The following is a 21,642-nucleotide window of genomic DNA, read 5'->3' as shown; positions in this document are numbered from 1 at the left end:
CGTGCGGGGTGGTGATATGACCCGCCGGTTAATCCTTTGGTGCGGATTGCGGCAATACTGTGTGCTGAGGTGAGAGGTTTGGCGCGCCACGGCGTCGCTGAAGAGGTTAATATGTTGCTGGGAAGACTCAAGAGTCTGGCGTTTGCCCTGTCTGTCTGTGGTGCGTCCGCGTCGGCTGAAACGGTAAGTCTCTATATCGATGCTGATTTTTCTCATGGTACGCCCGCTGCCGAGGCAATTGAACTTGGCGTGCGGACTGCGCTGCGTGAAACGGAAGACCAGCTAGAAGGCCTGACGGTCGATGTTTTGCCCTTTGACAACCGGGCAAACGGAAAACGGTCTCTCAGGACGCTGAGAGCGTTTGCGACTGATCCGGCGGCGCTTGCGGTCATCGGCGGAGTGCATTCGCCACCCTATCTCACCAACCGCACGATGATCAACGAAAACGGCATTCTTCTGTTGCTGCCCTGGTCGGCGGCTGGCCCGATCACCCGTGCGGCTGAAGGCCGGACAAACTGGATCTTCCGGGTGTCGATTGATGATACCAAGTCGTCGGCATTCTTTGTGAACCGTCTGCTTGATGTGCACAAATGCACCCGGCCAGCACTTCTGCTGATGGACACAGGCTGGGGACGGGTTAACCGGATCGCTCTTCTGAAGGGGTTCGAAAAAAGGATACCGGAACGGCCTGAGGTCTGGATGTTTTCCGGTTCGGTAGGGGCGACAGAGGCGTCGCGGATTGCAGTTGAGATCGGCGAGTCCGGTGCTGACTGTGTCATCCTTCTGGCGGACGATGAAAGCGGCGCACAGCTCGTGCGAAAACTGTTCACCGAGAAGGCCCCGGTCCGCGTCGTGAGCCACTGGGGCATCATGGCGGGCAGTTTCGCAGACAATGTGGCGGACGAAATTCGCGAAGAACTGCAGCTGGAAGTGCTTCAGACCTGTGGCCTGCGGGTTGAGCAGACGCGCCGGGTGGCTGTCGAACGTGCGCTGACACTGGCCGGGGAGGGACCCGGTACATATTCGTCACTTTCCGATCTTCCGTCGGTTGCGGGGTTTGTGCACGGATATGATCTGACGCGCATCTTCGTATCAGCTCTGAAACAGGCAATGCGTTCCGAACGCTGGAGCGCAGCCGGCACAGCCGAACGCCGCTCTCTTATCAGGGTGGCTCTGGAAAATCTCAAAGACCCTGTCGAGGGCATACTGCGAACTTACAATCAGCCGTTCCGCCCATACAACGTGCATGATCCTGATGCCCATGAAGCACTGGGTCTTGCTGACCTCTGTGTCGCCCGCTTTGCCAAAAACGGTCGCTTGATGTTGCCGGACACGGGCATGGACACTGATATGCTGCAATGAAGCTTAAGGCATCAATATATCACGTGTTCTGGTTGCTGCTTGGCGGCGTTTTTGTTTTTGCACTTGTCAGTTCCGCGGTGGCTGTCTGGCTGACGTCGCGCCCTTTTCTGGTGCAGGCTCAGCGGGACGCGGCTGATGTTTATGTCGAACGCGAGGCAACGGAAATTGCCCAGCGCATTGAGCCGGTTCTGAGCCTGTCAGAGTACATAGCGTCAGAGCCCAATCTCGTTTCCTTCGTGATTGGCAACTCTCTTACTGCGGATCAGACACTCGACAGACTTGATGATCTTGTCCTCCCTGCGGGCCTACGAGACGTGTTGTTTTACGATTTTCTTGGGGAGGACATTGCCAGCTACGATGTTTCGCGGGAACAGGCGCGCATTGACGCTGATACGACCCGCCTGATCAGGGATATGGCCCGTGATCTGGCGCTCAGGTCAATGTCGGCAACAAAGCCCGTTTCAGACTGGATTTCTGCTCCCGCCGGAGAAAAAAACGCCCCAGGGCATCTGCTGATTTCGGTGCCGGTCATGAGCCGCGGGCTGCCGGAGGGTGCGGTCGTGGCCGTAACGGATCTGGTTCTGGGCATGGGTGGGGGAGGCGAAGATACGGGCACCCCGTTCCGTATTCTGCGTACTGACACGGCCGCCGCCCGGATCGCAGATCATACTGCAGCTTTGCCGGTGGCCGATCTGTCGGTCGTGCTCCGTCCCGACCTCTCGCTTGTTTCGCGCGTGGGTCAGGAACTCGTGTCAACGACAATGCTTGCCGTCGCGGTCGCGCTCTTCCTGCCTTTCGCCGCCTTCGGCTGGGCCGGGCGACATACGATCCTGAAACCGCACGCAGACCTCGAGGCGTCCCGGAACAAGCTGAGCGAGCAGCAGAAAGAACTGGGTGAGCTGGCCGCGATTGCAAGGAAGGCAGAAGAAGGGATCCTGATTACCGATCTTGATGAGCGGATCATCTGGAGCAACCCGGCCTTTTCCCGGATGACAGGGTACCGTCCGGAAGAACTCGTCGGCAAAAGACCCGGTGCGCTGCTGCAGGGGGACGACACCGACCCGCTTGAGGTGGATCAGATACGCATGGCGCTGGGGTCCCTCGAACCGGTGCGTGTTGAATTACTGAATTACAGTAAGCTGGGTTTTCCCTACTGGGCCCGGATCAGTATTGCCCCGCTGTTCGATGAGGACAACAAGCCCTATGGCTTTATGTCTATTTCCAGCGATGTGAGCGAGCGCAAGTCTCAGGAAGCGAGGTTGCGCGAGGCCCGGGAGGCGATCGAACACCAGGCCCTGCATGACGAACTCACCGGGCTTGCGAACCGGCGCTGTTTCAACGCCGAGTTTGAAAGACGTGCCCGTGCGGTTTCAGCCGGGGAAACCTCCGTCGTCCGTATCGATCTTGACCACTTCAAGAATGTCAACGACACGATGGGGCATGAAGCGGGCGATCACGTATTGTGTGAGGTCGCACGCATCTTGCGGGAAGAAGTCTCCGGTGCGGATCTGCCGGTTCGGATTGGTGGCGATGAATTCATCGTTTTGCTGGGCCAGGGTGTCGATCTGGAAAAAGCCTGCAGCATTGCGGAAAGCATTCGAGCGCGTATTGTCCTGCCGATCCTGTACGAGGGCAAACAGATCCAGACCGGTGCCAGTTTCGGGATTGCAACTTCGGGGTGCGGCCTGATTGAAACGCCCGAGCTTGTGCGTGCGGCGGATACGGCGCTCTATGCCGCCAAATCTGCGGGCCGCAATCAGGTGGCGGTCTACGACGAGAAACTTCACCACGCTGCGATTGAAACCCGGGACACGGCAGAGCTTATTCGTGTCGGACTGGACAGGGGGGAATTCGTGCCATTCTACCAGCCCCAGTTCGACGCAAATTCACGCAGGATCGTTGGGGTCGAGGTTCTTGCCCGCTGGAAACAGCCGGAGCGTGGCATTCTCGCGCCCTCAGCATTCCTTGAGGTGGCAGACCAGTTGTCCCTTCTGACGCGTCTGGACAGGATGGTCACGCAGAAAGCTCTGGCAGATGTGAAGGCTCTCGAAGATGAGGGCATGCCGGTGCCGAAAGTGGCTTTCAACGTCACCGCTGACCGCATCGCGGACCCGGAACTGGTCCAGCTGATTGCAGGTCAGAATTTCCGGGAAACACGTGTGTCCTTCGAAATTCTGGAGTCAGTTTTCCTTGATGACCGGCCTGAGTACCTGGATTTTGCCCTCGATCTGATCCACGATCAGGGTCTGCAGATCGAGATTGATGACTTTGGCTCCGGGCACGCGTCGATGATCAGCCTCATGCAGGTCAATCCGCATGTGCTGAAGATTGATCAGCGTCTTGTTCTTGGTGCACCGGATTCTGACGTCTGCCGCGACATGGTGCGGTCAATTATTGATATATCTCGCTCCCTCGGGATCGCCGTGACGGCAGAAGGGGTTGAGACAGAGGCCCACGCAGACCTCATGATGGACATGGGGTGCTCTACCCTGCAGGGATATCACTTTGCGCAACCGCTCAGTTTTGAGGATCTCAGAACCTTTATGGCTGAGCATCGTCCTGAACCTGTCACAGGACAGGGTGCTACCGAAGGGGTGCAACCGGCGGGTTAAGTGGCTATGCCCGCCTGCCTTTCAGACCCCGGTACTGGCAAAACCCGACGAGATCCGTCTGATCAGCGCGTCGTCTGACCCGCCGATCAGCAGATATTCATAAGTGCCGTCTGACCAGTGCGCCGCATGCATCCCCTCCATTTCCGAGAGTTCCGGCGCGTCTGACGGCATGCCTGCAGACCGGATAATGCACAACGCCAGCGGCTCGCCAGCGCTGGTGAGGAACGCCAGTTGTATCAGGGCCTTGCCCTCAAAACTCAGAACCTGCGCGCGTTTGTAATCTGCTTCCGGGAAAGCATTCAGCCGGTCAAGCGAGATTGATTTGCCAATTGCCGCGCCGACCCGGACCAGTTCTGAAGCCTGTTCATCCGGAACCGCGGAAATGTGCGACAGTGTACTGCTGGAATACAGCGCCTGGTACGCCGCGACATAGTCAACCCAGCCAGCCGAACGGGAGTCCGGGATCAGTGTTCCAAGTGCGATCCCTGCGGCCAGCGCCACAGCAGCGGCAATTGACGCACTGCGCGGCCAGGCGGCCAGAGTAGCCGCACGAACCGGCGCGCCCGACCGCGGGGCCGGAAGAAGCGCCGGATATCCCTCAGCGAGCCCGCCCGCATCAAACTGCAGGGCCGCAACACGGCGGGCAAGGGCCGGGTTGCGCCCGACAGCTTCCCGGATCACATCCACCGGCGCGTGTTCTGTTTCGCCATCAAGGTAGGCGACAAGTTCCTCGTCCGTGAAATACCTATCTTGCATCCTGCGTCTCCTGATCGCCGAATTTCTGTCCCAGTACTGACCGTGCGCTTGCAAGGCGGCTCATGATTGTCCCAATAGGCACATCCAGAATGCCGGCTGCCTCGCGATAGCTGTACCCTTCCGCATAAACAAGAATAACAGCCACCCGCTGAGCTTCCGGCAGCTGCAGCACAGCGCTCAGGACTTCCCTGTTCATCGCCTGTCGTTCCGGTCCGGGTCCCGGGTCCGTTAATACCGTATCGTCGACGGTCACAAGGCCGCCGCCTGTGCGGACAGCGTTTTTGCGCAATGTACTGATCCATAGATTATGCGTGATCCGGAACATCCATGCATCCAGTCGCGTGCCTTCATCAAACCGCGCGGCATTCTCCATCGCGCGCAGGCAGGCGGCCTGTGCAAGATCGTCTGCCGCGTCCCGGTTGCCGGTAAGGGACAGACTGTAGCGCCACAGGCGCGGGAAAATGTCCGGCAAGGCGTCGCTGATACGTTCAGCGGTTGCTTTCCGCCGCCAGATGGTCATTCGCCGGTTTTCGCGTGGGTCAAGGCGCGTTCCATTCTGTTGCGTCGCCGGACGATGCACGGCGTAACCGCCCCCGGATGCGCCAGAGGGCATCACGGGGACTAACTCGTTACGCATTATGTCACTTTTCAAAGACCATGCGAACTGACACTGGCGTGACCCGCGTAATGCTGTCGAGCGAGGCCAGTTCCATCAGTTTGTCGATGCCTGCGGTGATCCCCAGATCGTCGGTAGACAGCATGATGAAATCAGCTGTCGTCACCAGAACCCGGTCATCTCCCAGCCGTGCGACCAGCATGCGTGCTTCGATATCGTTTTCTGTGCCGGCAAAGCTCAGTTCCGCTTCAATGTCCGTGAGCATGGTGTCGCCGTTTCCAAGTTCGGCCAGCGCTTCCATGTCGATCTGGCCTGTCAATGTCGCGGTGAGACCGCCTGCGCCAAAAACATGTTCGTTCATCCGCTCGTTGCGGATGTCGATATTGGTCTGGACCGATGCAAGATTGATGCTGATTTCCATGGCTCCGGCTTCGCTCACTTTGCCGGATACATCGGTGAAGTGATGGACTTCTCCGAACTCGCTGTTTTTGACAGAGCCGAACGCGACGCTCGACTGGTCATCAACCGATGACCAGTTGGCGTGGCCTCCGGCCAGAGCTGTTGTGGCACAAAGCGCTGCAGCGCCGGCGATACCTGCAATGAATTTCATGTGTTGGAGCCTCCCAAAGTCAGTGAACACCGCGTCCACACCATGAAAACGCGCCAGCTGCGGGATTTATTCGGAAGAAAACCTCAAAACGCCATCACGGAGGCGTGAGGCGCGAAGAATCGAAATAAAATCAAAGGTTAACGCGGCCGGATTTCCATCGGGTCGAACGCGAATAATCCCGCAGTCCAAAAATCGCGCCAGCATTCGCAGCGCGGCAGTTGCAGCCTGGCCTGGGAAAAATGGCGGAGAGACAGGGATTCGAACCCTGGGTAGGCTTGCACCCACAACGGTTTTCGAGACCGCCCCGTTCGACCACTCCGGCACCTCTCCGCGGGGGTCTTGGTGGAGGCGGATTTAGAGGGCTTTGACCCTGCTGGCAAGGGAAGATTAGCCAAATCCCGCGTTACACGGGAATTTTCATTGCTCCTTATCTTTAAACCACTACGTTTCGCGCAAACGGGTAAATGAGGTATCGGACATGACGTTTTCCCTGCGCGCCGGATTTGCGGCGCTGGTGATGACAGCGATGACAGTCGGGCAGCCTGCGCAGGCAACGGTGCAGGACACAGAGCGGCTTGAGGAATTCCTTGAGATCACGGGCTTTGATGTTGCGCTGGAGAGCATCCGGCTGAGCGCTGAAAGTGCGCCGCTGATGCTCGGTCTGGAGGCGGACGCATTCGGGGCCCGCTGGACCCGTCTGGCGGATGATGTTTTTGACACGGGTCTGATGCACGACGAAGCGATCGGAATTCTGTCCCAGACACTGGACGACGAGATGCTGACCCACGCCGTTGATTTCTACACGTCGGATCTCGGCCGCCGGCTGGTCGAAGTTGAAAACGCCTCCCACCTTGAAGAGGATGATGATCTCAAACAGGAAGCGGGCGAGGCCATCGTCGCCGGTCTGGTACGCATTGGATCGCCGCGTCTGGAAGAGATCAAGCGGCTGAATGCTGCCACTGGTTCCGAGGACGCATCAGTTCATGCCATTCATGAGGTGCAGGTGCGCTTTCTGATGGCGGCTGCCGTTGCCGGGGTGATCGAACTGCAGATGGATGAAAAAGACCTGCGGGAAAACCTGGAAAGGCAGGAAGGCGAACTGCGTCGCAGTCTTCAGCTTTCTGCGCTGTCGGGGTCTGCCTACACCTATCAGGCGTTTTCAGATGACGAGATCAGCGATTATGCTGATGCGCTGGAACATCCGACGATGAAGACGGTTTATGCACTGATGAACGCGGTACAGTTTGAGATCATGGCGGGCCGGTACGAAGCGCTGGCCGCACAGCTACGCGGTCTGCAACCCGACCAGGAACTCTGACGTGCTGCGCGCAGTACTCCTCTCGGTTCTGCTGATTGCGCCTGCTTTGCCGGCGTGGGCGGACGCGCGTCTGACTGTGCTGATGGATCTGCTGCGGGTCAGCGAAGTCACCGGCATCCTGCGCGAAGAGGGCCTCGAATATGCGCGTGAGCTTGATCAGGATATGATCGCGGGGCAGGGCGGCGCGTTTTTTGCCGGTCAGGTGGACAGAATTTACGACCGCCGGCGTATGGACGAACGGCTGCGTGCCGCGCTTCAGCGCGGGATGACACCGGAAGATATGGAGGCTGCAATCGGGTGGTTTTCCACCGAAGCAGGTGGCCGGATCGTATCACTTGAGAATGCTGCAAGAGCCGCGATGTCAGACCCTGCGGTCGAGCAGGCAGCCAGAGAGGCCTGGGAGCGGAGCCTTGATGAAGGAGACCCGAAAGTCGGCCAGGTCGAAAGCTATATTGAGGATCTCGACCTCGTGGAGCGCAATGTCTCGGGCACGATGACATCCAATTATCAGTTCCTCCTGGGTCTTTCGGATGGGGGCCTGCTGACACAGTCGGACGAGCAGATGATTGCGGATGTGTATGGCCAGCGCGAAGAGATAGAGGCGGACACCGAAAGCTGGCTCGGGGCATTTCTGCTGATGGCTTACCAACCTGTATCTGCGGGCGATCTGGACGCCTATATTGCCTTTTCCGTTACGGATGCGGGTACGGCGCTGAATGCCGCTTTGTTTGACGGGTTTGACAGTGTTTTCAGCGAAATATCCTATGCGCTCGGCCGGGCACTTGCCCTGAGCGCCGCGGGCAACGATATCTGACCAACGCAATGCTTGACAATGCCGGGCCACTGGTGCATCTGGCGGCTTCACTCGGCGGGACCATTCAGATTTCCGTTGTGGTTTTAATTTACATCCCCTGACGGGATGCGCTGTTCGAGGTGGCCAGCAGGCCGAAACGCCCGGATCCGGGGACCACAGGACGCGGCAGAGAAAAGGAAAGACGCATGTTTGCGGTTCTTAAGACCGGCGGCAAGCAGTACAAAGTTCAGGCCGGAGATATGCTCCGTGTCGAGAAACTGGCAGCTGACGCAGGCGAAACAGTTCAATTCAACGAAGTTCTGATGCTCGGCGGTGACAAAACCGTCGTAGGCGCACCTTTTGTGAAAGACGCAGGCGTTCAGGCCGAAGTCGTCGATCAGGTCAAAGGCGAGAAAGTCATCAACTTCGTCAAACGCCGCCGGAAGCACTCTTCCAAGCGGACAAAGGGTCACCGTCAGAAACTGACGCTGGTCAAAGTGACAGACATCCTGACATCCGGTGCTGACAAGTCCGGCGTAAAAGCTGCCATGGGTGCGGGTTCGGTGTCGGCTTCTGCCGTTGCGGCAGCAGCCCCGAAGAAGGCCGCTCCGAAAAAAGCCCCGGCGAAAGCCAAAGCTGCCGAAGCAGAAGCACCCAAGGCAGCTGCAGGCGCGGATGATCTCAAGAAGCTGTCCGGCGTAGGCCCGGCGCTTGAGAAAAAGCTGCACGCTGCCGGCGTCACAACATTCGCCCAGATCGCAGCATGGACCGACGCGGACGTAGCTGCTATGGACGAGCAATTGTCGTTCAAAGGCCGGATCGAGCGTGAAGGCTGGATCGACCAGGCCAAAGAACTGGCTAAAGGCTAAGGAGAGACCAGATGGCACATAAAAAAGCAGGTGGTTCATCCCGTAACGGCCGCGACTCAGCAGGTCGTCGCCTTGGTGTGAAACTCTACGGCGGCCAGGAGGCTATTGCCGGTAACATCATCGTACGTCAGCGCGGCACAAAGTTCTGGCCGGGCGAGGGCGTCGGCATGGGCAAGGATCACACGATCTTTGCGACAGTCGACGGCGCGGTCAAGTTCCACAAGGGGCTCAAAAACCGTACGTTCATTTCTGTTCTGCCAATGGCGGAGGCCGCAGAATAAGCCCTTCCTCAGGGACATGAAACACTCAGGGGGATCGGCGATACCGCCGGTCCCCTTTTTCTTTGCAGCCAGAAAGGCCTTTCAGGACAACCACCATGTCTGTAGCCGTTACCAGTTTTGCGATTTTTGCCGCCAGTCAGGTCGGCACGCCGGGGCCCGCCAATATGGCCCTGATGGCGACAGGTGCGCGGTATGGTTTCCGGGCGGCACTACCTTTTGTTCTGGGCGTTGCCCTGGGCAAGCAACTGGTGATCTGGCCGGTGGGTTTTGGCCTGATGGAACTGGCGGAACGCGCGCCTCTTGTCTTTACGCTGCTGAAATACGCCTCGGCGGCCTACATTATCTGGCTGGCGTGGAAGGTGGCCAACCTGCGTCTCGGCGCGACCCGGGGAGAGGGCGAGGCCCCGGGATTTGCGGCCGGGCTGATCGTGCACCCGCTCAACCCCAAGGCATGGGCGATGATTGTCGGCGGTTTCACAGCCTTTGTGGCGCCGGGGACGTCAGCGATTGAGGCGACAGCAACCATTGCCGCTGTATTGCTCGGCTGTCAGCTGCTGCTGCATCCCATGTGGACACTTGCTGGTGATGCGATTGCGCGGACCGTAGCGGGAACGGCTGCGGAACCCTATCTTATGTGGACCCTTGCGGCGCTGACCGTCGCTTCGGTTCTGTTCGTACTGTTCGGAGGAGGGACATGACGATGGAAATGGAAAAGATCCCGGTTCAGGCGGTGATAGAAACGGAACGTTTCGATCTGCGTCCGCTGAGACGTTCTGACATGGGTCTGATTGAACTTTACGGTGGCGATGAGCGTGTGGCGCGTATGACCACATCAATACCTCATCCTGTGCCACCAGGCATGACCGAAGCTTTTGTCGCCCGTGCGATGGCGGATGAGCGTGACGAGGATGTCTGGGCGATGGACGGCACCAAGGCCGGAGCGTCGGAACTGATGGGTCTGATCTCGCTGGAACGCATGGACCGCGAGCAGTCGGAAGTCGGTTACTGGGTTGCACCGCCGTACTGGAACACCGGGCTTGCGTCTGATGCTGTTCAGGCGTTGGTGGAGGCCAACCCGATGCAGAACAAGACGATGTTTGCTAGTGTATTTCAGGACAATCCGGCCTCGGCACGCGTTCTCACGCATTGCGGATTTGAGTACCTGGGAGATGCGGAAAGCTTCTCAGTGGCGCGGGATACGACTGTACCCACGTGGACCTATACGCGAAAACTGTAATTGAGCCCGCCTGCGGCGCGCGCTAGGAAACGGACATGAAATTTCTCGATCTGTGCAAAGTGTACATCCGGTCCGGCGCGGGTGGGGGTGGCTGCGTCAGCTTCCGCCGCGAGAAATATATTGAATACGGCGGTCCGGATGGTGGCGATGGCGGCACAGGCGGGTCCGTCTGGGCGGAAGCCGTTGAGGGTCTGAACACGCTTATCGATTTCCGGTACCAGCAGCACTTCTTTGCCAAGAACGGACAGCCCGGCATGGGGCGTCAGCGCACCGGCAAGGATGGCGATGACATCGTACTGCGGGTGCCTGTTGGTACGGAAATACTGGACGAAGACCAGGAAACGGTGATCACGGATCTGACCGAAGTCGGCCAGCGGGTACAGCTTGCACGCGGTGGCAACGGCGGTTTCGGCAATCTGCATTTCAAATCGGCGACCAACCAGGCCCCCCGCCGCGCGAACCCCGGCCAGGATGGCGTGGAACGCACGCTCTGGCTGCGCCTGAAACTGATCGCGGACGTTGGCCTTCTGGGATTGCCCAATGCAGGCAAATCCACATTCCTCGCTGCGACATCAAATGCGCGTCCGAAGATCGCGGACTACCCGTTTACGACACTGCATCCGAACCTTGGAGTGGTCGGCGTCGACAATACGGAATTCGTGGTGGCGGACATTCCCGGTCTGATCGAAGGGGCGTCCGAAGGCAGGGGGCTGGGCGATCTTTTTCTGGGCCATGTTGAGCGCTGTGCTGTTCTGTTGCATCTGGTGGATGGCACGTCAGAAACGATTGCTGCGGATTACGCGACAATCATCGGTGAGCTCGAAGCTTATGGCGGTGATCTGGCGGAGAAACCCCGTGTGACAGTGCTCAACAAGATCGACGCGCTGGACGACAAAGAACGGGAAGCAGCCTGCGCTGAGCTGGAACAGGCGGCAGGTGGCTCTGTCATGCTGATGTCCGGTGTCGCGCGGGAAGGTGTAACCGATGTGCTCCGCGGCCTCCGGGGGCAGATTGATGACGACCGGCTGCGCCATAAACCCGTGGAGGAGGCAGAGCCATGGCGTCCCTGACGGCGGCGCGGCGGCTGGTTGCCAAAATCGGTTCGGCACTGCTTGTTGACCGTGACACCGGTGCGCTGCGTCAGGACTGGCTTGCGTCGCTTGCAGCTGATGTGGCCTGGCTGCGCGGGAAGGGATGCCAGGTGGTTCTGGTCTCTTCCGGTTCCATCGCGCTGGGTCGCGGTGTTTTGGGTCTTCCCGTAACAGAACTGGCGCTCGAACAGTCGCAGGCGGCTGCCGCGGTGGGTCAGATCAGGCTTGCCCGCGCCTACGAAGAGGTTCTCGCGCCCCATGGGATCACAACAGCACAGGTGCTTGTCACGCTTGAGGACAGCGCAGACCGCCGGCGTTATCTGAACAGCCGGGCGACCCTTGAGCAACTGCTGTCGATGGGTGTGGTACCCATCGTGAACGAGAACGACACAACCGCAACGGACGAGATCCGTTTTGGCGACAATGACCGTCTGGCCGCGCAGATTGCTGTGACGGTGGGTGCTGATCAGCTCATCCTGTTGTCGGATGTGGATGGGTTTTATTCTGCAAATCCCGCAGAGGACCCGGGCGCGACCCGCTTTTCAGTGATTGACCGCATCACGTCTGACATTGAGGCAATGGCGGGAGATGCGGGGTCCGGGTTGTCCAAAGGGGGCATGAAGACCAAGGTCATGGCCGCCCGCACCGCAACCGCCGCCGGATGTGCCATGGCGATTACTGAAGGATCGGTGCGCAATCCGTTGAAATCGCTTGAGAACGGGGCCAATGCCACCTGGTTTACGGCCGTGACGGATCCACAGGCTGCGCGAAAGGGCTGGATTGCGGCCATGAAACCACGGGGTCGCGTGGCCCTTGATGATGGTGCGATCCGGGCGCTTCGTGGTGGCAAGAGCCTGCTGGCGGCGGGCGTTACCGGTGTTTCCGGCACTTTCGGTCGCGGTGATCCGGTGGAGATTGCAGATGCGGCGGGCCATGTGCTGGGGCAGGGGCTTGCCCGCTATACGGCCGACGAAGCCCGGAAAATCTGTGGCCGGAAATCACATGAAATAGAGGGTATTCTCGGCTATCCTGCGCGCGCTGCACTCGTGCACCGGGACGACATGGCGCTGCAGACCACTGCTGACGCGCGATAATCACGCACCCGGAAAACTGAAGGCCAAAGAAGGCGTAAAGCGATGAAAGACATGGACAATATCCCTGCCCTGATGGCTGAGATCGGAGGTCGCGCCAAAGCGGCGGCCTCAGTGCTGGCGTCAACGCCGGCAGACCGGCGCCGGGCGGCGCTGGAGGCTGCGGCGGATTGCGTGATGGCGCGCAAAGCAGCCATTCTGGCCGCCAATGCGCAGGATATGGCCTACGGGCGCGAGAAGGGGCTGACCGATGCTATGATGGATCGTCTGCTTCTCACCGATGACCGCATCGGTTCGATTGCGGACGGGCTGCGTGCGGTGGCCGCTCAGCACGATCCGGTTGGAGAGGTAATCGCGGACTGGACCCAGCCCAGTGGTCTTCATATCCAGCGTGTACGGACTCCGCTGGGCGTGATAGGCGTGATCTATGAGAGCCGCCCGAATGTCACCGCCGATGCAGGTGCTCTCTGCCTTAAGGCAGGGAATGCCGTTATTCTGCGGGGCGGCTCAGAAAGCTTCCATTCCTCGTCTGCACTGCACGCCTGCCTTGTCGAGGGTCTGCGCGATGCGGGGCTGCCGGAGGACGCGATCCAGCTGGTGCCGACCCGTGACCGGGCGGCAGTCAGTGAGATGCTGACAATGACGGACACAATTGATGTCATCGTCCCGCGTGGTGGCAAAGGGCTGGTCGGCCTCGTGCAAAAGGAGGCCCGTGTGCCTGTCTTTGCGCATCTGGAAGGCATCGTGCATATCTACATCGACGCTGCGGCGGACCCCGAAAAGGTGCTGCGGGTGGTGCTGAACGCCAAAACACGGCGGACCGGCATCTGCGGCGCGGCTGAGTGTCTGCTGATCCACGAGGACGTAGCCCTGACGGTTGGTCGCGGGCTGCTCCAGGCGCTGATGGATGCTGGCGTTGAAGTGCGGGCCGACGAAAAGCTGGCCGGCATCGAAGGCATCCGGTCGGCGGCTCCGGAAGACTGGGGTCAGGAATACCTGGATATGATCATCGCCGCGCGGACCGTTTCGGGGGTGGATGAAGCGATGGCACATATCCGTGAGTTTGGCTCCAGTCACACGGATTGTATCCTCACCGAGGACGAGGCAGTGGCATCGCGGTTCCTGAACGAACTTGATTCCGCGATCCTGATGCACAATGCCTCCACCCAGTTCGCGGACGGGGGAGAGTTCGGTATGGGCGCAGAAATCGGTATTGCCACAGGCAAGATGCATGCGCGCGGCCCTGTCGGCGCGGCGCAACTCACCAGCTTCAAATACATCGTCAAGGGAGACGGTACCGTCCGGGCCTGAGGACGCTCAGAACTTGAGGCGCAGATCTTCTGTCGCGATTTCGGTGACAACCCGGCGACCGGCATCTGAGGCCACGAGCGGCAGCAGGGCAAACTGAACCTGTGCCGGACGCAGGTCTGTTGGAGGCTCCTGCGTTGCGAGGATGTTCCACAGAGGTTCGTCAATGTTGAGCTTGTCGGCGCGGCCATGAAGCGTCCACTGCCCGGCTTCGACGCTCACTTCAATCCGTCCGCCGTAGGGCATCGCCGCTTCGACGCAAAGGAGCGCGAGGAAGGCCATCCGGACCTCGGCGCGGGGCTGTGCATCCATCGGCCCCCAGGCAACTGTCAGACGTGCGCCTTCCATCAGGTCACGCAGGATGGACACAACTTCGGCACGGCCCATCATCTGTTCACCGGCAGCCCCAAAGGCGATCCGAAAGAACCGGATCCGCGCGCTGGCGTTCCCGACACTTTCCTGAATAAGGTCCATTTCCGGGCCGGTTTCGCCACCGGCCATACCCAGCAGTTCCAGACCATTGTTGATCGCGCCGATTGGCGATATCAGGTCATGACAGATGCGGCTGCCGATCAATGCGGCGAGGTTTACGTCACTTTTGCCCATCTGTCGTCTCCTGCAGGGGTGTGGTGCCATGGAAGATCTTAACGCAATTCTGTCGCCGGGCATGCTGGTGCGTCATCCTGAACAGCCTGACTGGGGCACCGGACAGGTGCAAAGTAACATCGGTGGCCGGGTGACCGTGAATTTCCGCGACGAAGGTAAGGTCGTCATTGATAGCGCCCGTATTGCTCTGATCCCTGTCTTTGATGGCTGAACATCCTTTCCAAATGGTTAACGCCCTTCAGGTGATTGTAAACCGGTGCAACTGTGTCGCGTTGCGCAGGAATGCTGAATTCCTTATGAAAATTCCGATCCCCAACCGACCCTGGATGTTAACGCCGATATGACCGACAGCCCCGCGCCAAGATTTTCGGTCAGACTTGCTGCCACGGATGACGAACTGCGCGCGGCGCAGCGTCTGCGATATGACGTATTCGTCGAGGAGCTGGGCGGTGGCGGCCCGATGGTCGACCACGATGCGCGGCTTGAAAGAGATCGCTTTGACCCGTTTTTCGATCATCTGATCCTGACGGACCACACAAACGACCGGATTGTTGGTGTGTACCGGGTGATGCGCGCGGATCAGGCGCGGGCAGCAGGACAGTTCTACAGCGAAGACGAATACGACCTGACGCAGCTGCTGGCGGCGGGGCGTCAGGTGCTGGAGCTTGGCCGTTCCTGTCTTCACCGGGATTACCGGGGCGGCATGGCGATGTATCACCTGTGGAGCGGGTTGGCCGGCTATATCCGGGATCATGGGATCGATGTTCTGTTCGGTGTTGCCAGTTTTCACGGCACGGACGTGGAGGATCTGGCCGAGCCGCTTTCCCTTCTGCATCACAGACACCTTGCGCCGCCCGACCTGCGGGTCCGGGCGCAGGCCGGGGCGTTTCAGCGCATGGACCTGATCCCGGAAGATCAGCTGGACCGCAGGAAGGCGATGGTCAGAGTGCCGTCGCTGATAAAAGCATACCTGCGTCTTGGAGGTTTTGTGGGCGAGGGGGCCTTTGTTGATCACGCCTTCAATACCACCGATGTGTGCCTGATCCTGGACACGGCCCGAATGAATGACCGTCAGGCCATGCTTTATCAGGGCGGTGCTGCATGACGCCTACGTGGTATGGCGATGCGCCACCGCCGGACATGCCGCCGCCAGGGCCCGCAGGGTGGGCGAGGATCGTTTTGCGCGGTGTGCCGTTGCTGTGTCTGGTGCTGGGCGGTCTGGTGCTGATGCTGTTGCTTCGGTTGATCGAGCGCCCCGTTTTTGGCGAAAAACGCCCTGTGACCCCGTTCATCACCGTTTTCGTGTGCCGGAACGCGCTGCGGCTGCTCGGGATCCGCCTTCGCGTCACCGGGCAGGTGACACAGGGGCAGGGGGGTGTTGTGACCAATCACTCCAGCTGGCTGGATATTTTCGTGCTGAATGCTGTGAAACGCATCTATTTCGTTTCAAAGGCTGAGGTCGCCGGCTGGCCCGGCATCGGCTGGCTGGCCCGGGCGACAGGCACTGTATTTATTGAAAGGTCGCGCGCGCAGGCAGCGCGTCAGGCCGATCTCTTTAGAACGCGGCTTTCGGTGGGGCACCGCCTGCTGTTTTTTCCGGAAGGGACCAGCAGTGATGGCCGGAGCGTGCTGCCTTTCAAAACCACCCTCTTTGCGGCGTTCTATGCAGAAGAGCTGCGCGACACACTTGCCGTTCAGCCGGTCACGCTGATCTATCATGCGCCAGAAGGGCAGGACCCGCGTTTCTTCGGCTGGTGGGGCGACATGACCTTCGGCGGCCATTTTCTGCATGTACTGGCGTATGGCGGTGGCGGCGCGGCAGATATCGTCTGCCATCCGCCTCTGAAGGTGCGCGACTTTGATAACCGCAAGTCACTGGCGGCAGCCTGCGAAGCGGCCGTCAGGAGCGCTCATTCAGGCTGAACGCTCCCGGCGGGGATCAGTGGAAAAACGCGCTGTCGGGAACCAGTTCCAGCCCGTCGCTGTCCGGGCCCCATTCCATCATCAGACAGGCCGTGCCTTTGCGCTGGAAATAGGTGGCTTCGAGTGCGTAGTATCCCGCACTGGGCACCTCGACCTCCATTTCACCCGCGTACCCGCAGGCATGGACCTCGTCATAATCTGCCACCAGCTGGCCGCCAATAAAGAGCTCCAGCCCGTCATTGTTCAGAAAGTCGAGTGTATACGAGCCCGCAGCGTCGAATTTGATGTACCCGGTGATGGCGGCGGCCACCTTCATCGGTTTCTTCGCCGTCATTGTCGGAGCACCTTCTTTGGTGTCATCATAGGACAGGCCGCGCAGCGCGGGACCCTTTTCAGAACGGCGGTCCAGCGCTCTTTTGGCGTCTCTGACTGTGCGGACATCGCTTGGATACGCATACTCAACGGCGAGACCCGGTGACAGAGACCCTGCGCCGGGTTGCGGATCGGCCGGCGAAAGGTTCAGGACCTCCGCGGAAAGGGCGCCTGGCAGAGACAGTACAGCCGAGACTGTAACAGCTTTCAGGATGGTGTTCATATTTACTCCCGGTGGTTATGAGGCCATCTGTGCGGCCTTTTTCCGGGCTACTTTAAGGGCCGGATTTGCCTGCTGGCAAGAGCGCCGTGCCGTCACAGCCAATCGGGGCTTGCAGCAGTGCCAAACCTGTCCTATACGGCGCGCACTGAAACCCGCAGGCGGGGTTTGGGCTTATTGGGGGAGACATCCCCAAGGGTCCGCCGGTTGGCAGAAAACTGTCATGCCCCCGCCGAGGATAAAACCGGAAAGGTATACGCACATGGCTCTTCCAGAGTTCACAATGCGCCAGCTGCTCGAAGCCGGCGTTCACTTCGGCCACCAGACACAGCGCTGGAACCCACGCATGGGTCCCTTCATTTACGGCGCGCGCAACGGCATCCACATCATGGACCTCACACAGACCGTTCCCATGCTGGACGCGGCGCTGAATGTGATCCGTGAAACCGTCGCAAAAGGCGGCAGCATACTTTTTGTTGGCACTAAACGTCAGGCGCAGCAGCCGATCGCAGATGCCGCAGAAAAATGCGCACAATATTACATGAACCACCGCTGGCTCGGCGGCACCCTGACCAACTGGCAGACCGTGTCCCAGTCGATCAACCGTCTGAAAGCGATTGATGAGCAGGCGGAACAGGGCTTTTCCGGCCTGACAAAGAAAGAGCGTCTGGGCATGGAACGTGACCAGGGCAAACTGCAGGCTTCCCTTGGCGGTATCCGCGAAATGGGCGGACGTCCGGACCTGCTCTTTGTCATCGACGTTAAAAAAGAAGCGCTGGCTGTTGCCGAAGCCAATAAACTGGGTATCCCGGTTGTGGCCGTTGTCGACACCAACTGCGCGCCGGACGGCATCGACTACATTATTCCGGGCAACGACGACGCGGCACGTGCCATTGCGCTGTACTGCGATCTGGCGGCCCGTGCGGCGCTCGACGGTATGTCTGCACAACTGGGTGCGGCAGGCGTTGACCTTGGCGCCATGGAAGAAGCACCTGCGGAAGAAGCTGTTGCAGAAGAAGCGCCGGCTGAAGCTGCTGCTGAGACACCCGCCGAGGCCTGAAACCCGGCACTGTCTGACGCATGACATACGGGGCAGGGTGCACCTGCCCCGGAACCTATCAGTTTAAAGGAGAACCTGAGATGGCGATTACAGCATCTATGGTCAAAGAACTGCGCGACAGCACCGGCGCAGGCATGATGGACGCAAAAAAAGCACTGACCGAAAACGGCGGCGACATGGAAGCAGCAGTTGACTGGCTGCGGACCAAGGGCCTTGCCAAGGCTGCCAAGAAGTCCGGACGGACCGCAGCGGAAGGTCTTGTGGCCGTTAAAGTCGAGGGCGGACACGGTGTCGCCGTTGAAGTGAACTCGGAAACCGACTTCGTGGGCAAAAACGCTGACTTCCAGAAGATGGTTGCCGGTATCGCGGGTGTGGCGCTGGGTCAGGCTGACGTTGATGCACTGAAAGCGGCTGATCTGGACGGCAAAACCGTTGAACAGACAGTGACCGACGCCGTTGCCGTGATTGGCGAAAACATGTCTGTACGCCGTATGTCTGCCATCGATGCAGAAACGGTTGTGTCTTACGTCCACAACGCGGCTGCACCGGGCATGGGCAAGATCGGTGTTCTGGTTGGCCTGCAGGGTGGCGACGAAGCCTTCGGCAAGCAGGTTGCGATGCACATCGCAGCTGTGAACCCGGCATCGCTGTCTGAGGATGACCTTGACCCGGCTGTCGTCGAAAAAGAAAAGCAGGTTCAGATCGACATCGCGCGCGAAAGCGGCAAGCCTGAGCAGGTCATCGAAAAAATGATCGTCGGCCGCATGAAAAAGTACATGTCCGAAGTCACGCTGGTGAACCAGTCTTTCGTTGTGAACCCCGATCTTACAGTTGGCGATGCGGCCAAGGAAGCAGGCGCAACGATCACCGGCTTTGTACGCCTCGAAGTTGGTGAAGGCATCGAAGTTGTAAAAGAAGACTTTGCAGCTGAAGTTGCGAAAGCCGCCAAAGGCTGATCTTTCAGTCATTCAGACAAAACGGAAAAGAGCGCCTCGGGGCGCTCTTTTTTATTTAATTCAATACTTAACCGCGCGTAATTAAAGCGTCAGTCTTTCGTAAGATGCGAGACCAGCGCATCCATTGCGAGCAGATATCCCCGGGCGCCAAAGCCGCAGATGATACCGATCGCGACCTTCGCAATATACGACGTGTGGCGGAACTCCTCGCGTGCGTGCACGTTGCTGAGGTGCAGTTCGACAGCGGGCAGCTCGACCGAGGCGAGGGCGTCCATCAGGGCAATTGAGGTGTGTGTATAAGCACCTGCGTTCAGAATGATGCCGTCATGTGTCCCGCGCGCCGCGTGAATGCTGTCGACCAGTGCGCCTTCATGGTTTGATTGTTGAAATTCCGCATTGATCCCAATGGCTTGTGCGTGGTTCTTGCACATCGATTCGATGTCAGTCAGCGTCGTCCGGCCGTATACGTCAGGTTGCCGTGTACCGAGGAGGTTCAGGTTCGGGCCGTTCAGGATCAGCAAAGATGTCATAGCACAACGCTCTCATGGTTATACCGAGACCCTTAAACAGGGGGCCTGGTCTCTGTCCAGCATGGTGCGTCATCGCAAACAACAAAGGCCGCAACCGCGGCCTCTGTGTGACACATGTAGTTTGTATAATCTGTATTATGTAAATTATAAAGATTGCCAGGTCATTGATAATCAGCAACTTTCCGGAAAACTCTTCAGAAGCTCCCTGTGGCCGAAATCAGACCCATGCTTTCGAGTTTCAGAAGAACCTGATGCGCGCAGTTGTCGACGTCGACGTTTTCTGTTTCCACACGGAGCTCCGGGTTCTCCGGAACTTCGTACGGATCCGAAATACCGGTGAACTCTTTGATCTTGCCCTCGCGCGCCATTTTATAGAGACCCTTGCGGTCGCGGCGCTCGCATTCTTCGATTGATGTGGCAACATGCACTTCGATGAATGCGCCGAACTGCTCGACATCTTCGCGCACGGCTCTTCGTGTTGTCATGTAAGGTGCAATCGGCGCACAGATCGCAATACCGCCGTTCTTTGTAATTTCCGATGCGACATAGCCGATCCGACGGATGTTCAGATCGCGGTGCTCTTTGGAGAAGCCAAGTTCCGAGCTGAGGTTCTTACGCACGATGTCGCCATCCAGCAGCGTGACCGGACGTCCACCCATTTCCATCAGTTTGGTCAGAAGCGCATTTGCAATCGTCGATTTGCCTGATCCGGAGAAGCCGGTGAAAAACACCGTGAAACCCTGCTGATTGCGTGGCGGATAACGGCGCCGCAGTTCATTGACCACGGCCGGGAATGAGAACCATTCCGGGATCTCCAGGCCCTCTCTGAGGCGACGCCGCAGTTCTGTGCCCGAGATATTCAGAATAGTGACGCTGTCCTTGTCCTGGATCTCGTCCATCGGCTCATATTGTGCACGGTCCTCGACCCAGACCATATGTTTGAAATCGACCATTTCGATGCCCATTTCCGCCTCGTGTGCACGGAATAGTTCCTGCGCGTCATAAGGGCCGTAAAAGTCATCTCCGGCGGAGTTCTTACCTGGTCCGGCATGATCACGTCCGACGATAAAATGCGTGCAGCCATGATTTTTCCGGATCAGGCCATGCCAGACAGCTTCGCGCGGACCTGCCATGCGCATGGCGAGGTTCAGCAGGCTCATGGATGTTGTTGCTGCCGGATATTTGTCCAGCACGGCCTCGTAGCAGCGCACGCGCGTAAAGTGGTCCACGTCGCCTGGTTTGGTCATGCCGACAACCGGGTGGATCAGCAGGTTCGCCTGTGCTTCGCGTGCGGCGCGGAACGTCAGTTCCTGGTGCGCGCGGTGCAATGGGTTCCGTGTCTGAAACGCTACGATCTTGCGCCAGCCGAGCTTCCGGAAATAGGCACGCATTTCGTTTGGTGTGTCACGGCGCGCTTTGAAATCGTAGTGCACAGGTTGCTGAATGCCCGTGATTGGCCCGCCGAGGTACACCTTGCCTGCAGAGTTGTGCAGGTAGTTGACGGCCGGGTGTGCGTCGTCGTCTGCGCCAAAAACCATTTCCGCTTCGCGCGACTTGTTCGGAGTCCAGCGGTCTGTGACTGTCATCGTTGCCAGGATCACGCCTTCCTGATCACGCAGGGCAATGTCCTGGCCTATCTCGAGGCCTTCCGCGAACTTTTCCGAGACATCAAGCGTGATGGGCATTGGCCACAGCGCACCATCCGCCAGCCGCATGTTTTCGACCACGGAGTTATAGTCTTCCTCGGACAGAAATCCGCGCAGTGGATTGAAGCCGCCATTCATGAGCAGTTCCAGATCGCAGATCTGACGCGGAGACAGGTCATGGCTGATCAGCCCGGAAGCTTCCGCTTTCAGTTTCTGTGCGGAATCGTGGGAAACATAGAGTTCAGGAATAGGTGCAAGATTGGCGTTACTCATAATGGTCTCTTTGTTCACTGAAAAATTGCGCAGGTCGCTTTCTGCTTCATTCACGGGGCTTAAACGTCGGAAACACACTGATTTCAACTGTTTTCTGTCCCCTGCCCCTTTT

At 58.9% G+C, this 21,642-nt stretch carries 23 protein-coding genes and 1 tRNA gene; 16 read left to right on the top strand and 8 right to left on the bottom strand.

Translation table 11 applies throughout. From position 1 onward, the window contains the following. The first annotated feature begins 111 nt into the window (after positions 1-111). Together AB4K19_RS07370 and AB4K19_RS07365 are read left to right on the top strand one after the other, a co-directional pair. Complete coding sequence (locus AB4K19_RS07370; RefSeq protein ID WP_436399387.1) at positions 112-1,362, top strand: ABC transporter substrate-binding protein; 1,251 nt, start codon at positions 112-114, stop codon at positions 1,360-1,362. Continuing rightward, on the top strand, positions 1,359-3,974 hold the full coding sequence (locus AB4K19_RS07365; RefSeq protein WP_436399386.1) for a putative bifunctional diguanylate cyclase/phosphodiesterase: 2,616 nt from the start codon (positions 1,359-1,361) through the stop codon (positions 3,972-3,974). The genes AB4K19_RS07370 and AB4K19_RS07365 overlap by 4 nt, the downstream gene beginning before the upstream one ends. 21 nt (positions 3,975-3,995) lie before the next feature. Here AB4K19_RS07365 and AB4K19_RS07360 read toward each other — a convergent pair whose 3' ends face one another. From AB4K19_RS07360 to AB4K19_RS07345, 4 genes are all read right to left on the bottom strand, one after another. Beyond that, entirely contained in the window at positions 3,996-4,730 is a 735-nt protein-coding gene (locus tag AB4K19_RS07360) for a hypothetical protein (protein ID WP_375227773.1), read from the bottom strand. After that, a complete protein-coding gene (locus AB4K19_RS07355) occupies positions 4,720-5,250 on the bottom strand; it encodes an RNA polymerase sigma factor (protein ID WP_375227772.1) in 531 nt (176 codons plus the stop codon). Before AB4K19_RS07355 ends, AB4K19_RS07360 begins: the two co-directional genes overlap by 11 nt. A 121-nt stretch (positions 5,251-5,371) precedes the next feature. Beyond that, positions 5,372-5,956 (bottom strand): YceI family protein, encoded by a 585-nt coding sequence (locus tag AB4K19_RS07350; protein ID WP_375227771.1) that lies wholly within the window; start codon positions 5,954-5,956, stop codon positions 5,372-5,374. A gap of 240 nt (positions 5,957-6,196) precedes the next feature. Then, positions 6,197-6,286, bottom strand: a tRNA-Ser gene (locus AB4K19_RS07345). 148 nt (positions 6,287-6,434) lie between these two features. Here AB4K19_RS07345 and AB4K19_RS07340 point away from each other — a divergent pair. From AB4K19_RS07340 to AB4K19_RS07300, 9 genes are all read left to right on the top strand, one after another. Beyond that, positions 6,435-7,274, top strand: a complete 840-nt coding sequence (locus tag AB4K19_RS07340) for a DUF2059 domain-containing protein (RefSeq protein ID WP_375227770.1) — start codon at positions 6,435-6,437, stop codon at positions 7,272-7,274. Between the two features lies 1 nt (position 7,275). After that, complete coding sequence (locus AB4K19_RS07335; protein ID WP_375227769.1) at positions 7,276-8,088, top strand: DUF2059 domain-containing protein; 813 nt, start codon at positions 7,276-7,278, stop codon at positions 8,086-8,088. A gap of 185 nt (positions 8,089-8,273) precedes the next feature. Next, positions 8,274-8,936 carry a 50S ribosomal protein L21 gene (locus AB4K19_RS07330; protein WP_436399385.1) on the top strand — a complete coding sequence of 221 codons (663 nt, stop codon included), beginning with the start codon at positions 8,274-8,276 and terminating at the stop codon, positions 8,934-8,936. A gap of 11 nt (positions 8,937-8,947) precedes the next feature. After that, positions 8,948-9,217, top strand: a complete 270-nt coding sequence (rpmA, locus tag AB4K19_RS07325) for a 50S ribosomal protein L27 (protein ID WP_375227768.1) — start codon at positions 8,948-8,950, stop codon at positions 9,215-9,217. A gap of 95 nt (positions 9,218-9,312) precedes the next feature. Further along, entirely contained in the window at positions 9,313-9,915 is a 603-nt protein-coding gene (locus tag AB4K19_RS07320) for a LysE family translocator (RefSeq protein WP_375227767.1), read from the top strand. Positions 9,916-9,917: 2 nt separating this feature from the next. Continuing rightward, on the top strand, positions 9,918-10,454 hold the full coding sequence (locus tag AB4K19_RS07315) for a GNAT family N-acetyltransferase (RefSeq protein ID WP_375230861.1): 537 nt from the start codon (positions 9,918-9,920) through the stop codon (positions 10,452-10,454). Between the two features lie 35 nt (positions 10,455-10,489). Continuing rightward, positions 10,490-11,524 (top strand): GTPase ObgE, encoded by a 1,035-nt coding sequence (obgE, locus tag AB4K19_RS07310; protein ID WP_375227766.1) that lies wholly within the window; start codon positions 10,490-10,492, stop codon positions 11,522-11,524. Next, positions 11,512-12,639, top strand: a complete 1,128-nt coding sequence (gene proB / locus AB4K19_RS07305) for a glutamate 5-kinase (RefSeq protein ID WP_375227765.1) — start codon at positions 11,512-11,514, stop codon at positions 12,637-12,639. Before obgE ends, proB begins: the two co-directional genes overlap by 13 nt. 42 nt (positions 12,640-12,681) lie before the next feature. Then, positions 12,682-13,947, top strand: coding sequence for a glutamate-5-semialdehyde dehydrogenase (locus tag AB4K19_RS07300; RefSeq protein ID WP_436399384.1), 1,266 nt, complete (start codon positions 12,682-12,684; stop codon positions 13,945-13,947). Positions 13,948-13,953: 6 nt separating this feature from the next. Here AB4K19_RS07300 and AB4K19_RS07295 read toward each other — a convergent pair whose 3' ends face one another. After that, positions 13,954-14,550, bottom strand: coding sequence for a histidine phosphotransferase family protein (locus AB4K19_RS07295; RefSeq protein ID WP_375227763.1), 597 nt, complete (start codon positions 14,548-14,550; stop codon positions 13,954-13,956). A 28-nt stretch (positions 14,551-14,578) separates the two neighbouring features. Here AB4K19_RS07295 and AB4K19_RS07290 point away from each other — a divergent pair, with 28 nt between their 5' ends. The 3 genes from AB4K19_RS07290 to AB4K19_RS07280 all read left to right on the top strand — a co-directional run bounded on the left by AB4K19_RS07290 (position 14,579) and on the right by AB4K19_RS07280 (position 16,473). Continuing rightward, a complete protein-coding gene (locus AB4K19_RS07290) occupies positions 14,579-14,761 on the top strand; it encodes a DUF3553 domain-containing protein (RefSeq protein ID WP_375227762.1) in 183 nt (60 codons plus the stop codon). A gap of 129 nt (positions 14,762-14,890) precedes the next feature. Continuing rightward, positions 14,891-15,655: a GNAT family N-acetyltransferase gene (locus tag AB4K19_RS07285; protein ID WP_375227761.1), complete on the top strand. Its 765-nt coding sequence runs from the start codon at positions 14,891-14,893 to the stop codon at positions 15,653-15,655. Beyond that, positions 15,652-16,473: a lysophospholipid acyltransferase family protein gene (locus AB4K19_RS07280; protein ID WP_375227760.1), complete on the top strand. Its 822-nt coding sequence runs from the start codon at positions 15,652-15,654 to the stop codon at positions 16,471-16,473. Before AB4K19_RS07285 ends, AB4K19_RS07280 begins: the two co-directional genes overlap by 4 nt. 16 nt (positions 16,474-16,489) lie before the next feature. On the opposite strand, the gene AB4K19_RS07275 is transcribed toward AB4K19_RS07280, so the two are convergent. Next, positions 16,490-17,068 (bottom strand): PA14 domain-containing protein, encoded by a 579-nt coding sequence (locus AB4K19_RS07275; protein WP_375227759.1) that lies wholly within the window; start codon positions 17,066-17,068, stop codon positions 16,490-16,492. A gap of 259 nt (positions 17,069-17,327) precedes the next feature. Between AB4K19_RS07275 and rpsB the strand changes: the two genes are divergently transcribed. Both rpsB and tsf read left to right on the top strand, forming a co-directional pair. Next, on the top strand, positions 17,328-18,125 hold the full coding sequence (gene rpsB, locus AB4K19_RS07270; protein WP_375227758.1) for a 30S ribosomal protein S2: 798 nt from the start codon (positions 17,328-17,330) through the stop codon (positions 18,123-18,125). An 80-nt stretch (positions 18,126-18,205) separates the two neighbouring features. Continuing rightward, the gene (tsf, locus tag AB4K19_RS07265; protein WP_375227757.1) at positions 18,206-19,081 is read left to right on the top strand and encodes a translation elongation factor Ts; all 876 of its coding nucleotides are present in this window, start codon (positions 18,206-18,208) and stop codon (positions 19,079-19,081) included. Between the two features lie 89 nt (positions 19,082-19,170). On the opposite strand, the gene aroQ is transcribed toward tsf, so the two are convergent. Together aroQ and AB4K19_RS07255 are read right to left on the bottom strand one after the other, a co-directional pair. After that, positions 19,171-19,611: a type II 3-dehydroquinate dehydratase gene (gene aroQ, locus AB4K19_RS07260; protein WP_375227756.1), complete on the bottom strand. Its 441-nt coding sequence runs from the start codon at positions 19,609-19,611 to the stop codon at positions 19,171-19,173. Between the two features lie 194 nt (positions 19,612-19,805). Further along, positions 19,806-21,530, bottom strand: coding sequence for a bifunctional sulfate adenylyltransferase/adenylylsulfate kinase (locus AB4K19_RS07255; RefSeq protein ID WP_375227755.1), 1,725 nt, complete (start codon positions 21,528-21,530; stop codon positions 19,806-19,808). Between the last annotated feature and the right edge of the window lie 112 nt (positions 21,531-21,642).

It is taken from the genome of Roseobacter phycocola (genome assembly GCF_042055075.2).
GTDB lineage: Bacteria > Pseudomonadota > Alphaproteobacteria > Rhodobacterales > Rhodobacteraceae > Roseobacter.
The sequence above is the reverse complement of the archived record's forward strand: the minus strand, read 5'-3'. Positions and strand labels throughout refer to the sequence as shown.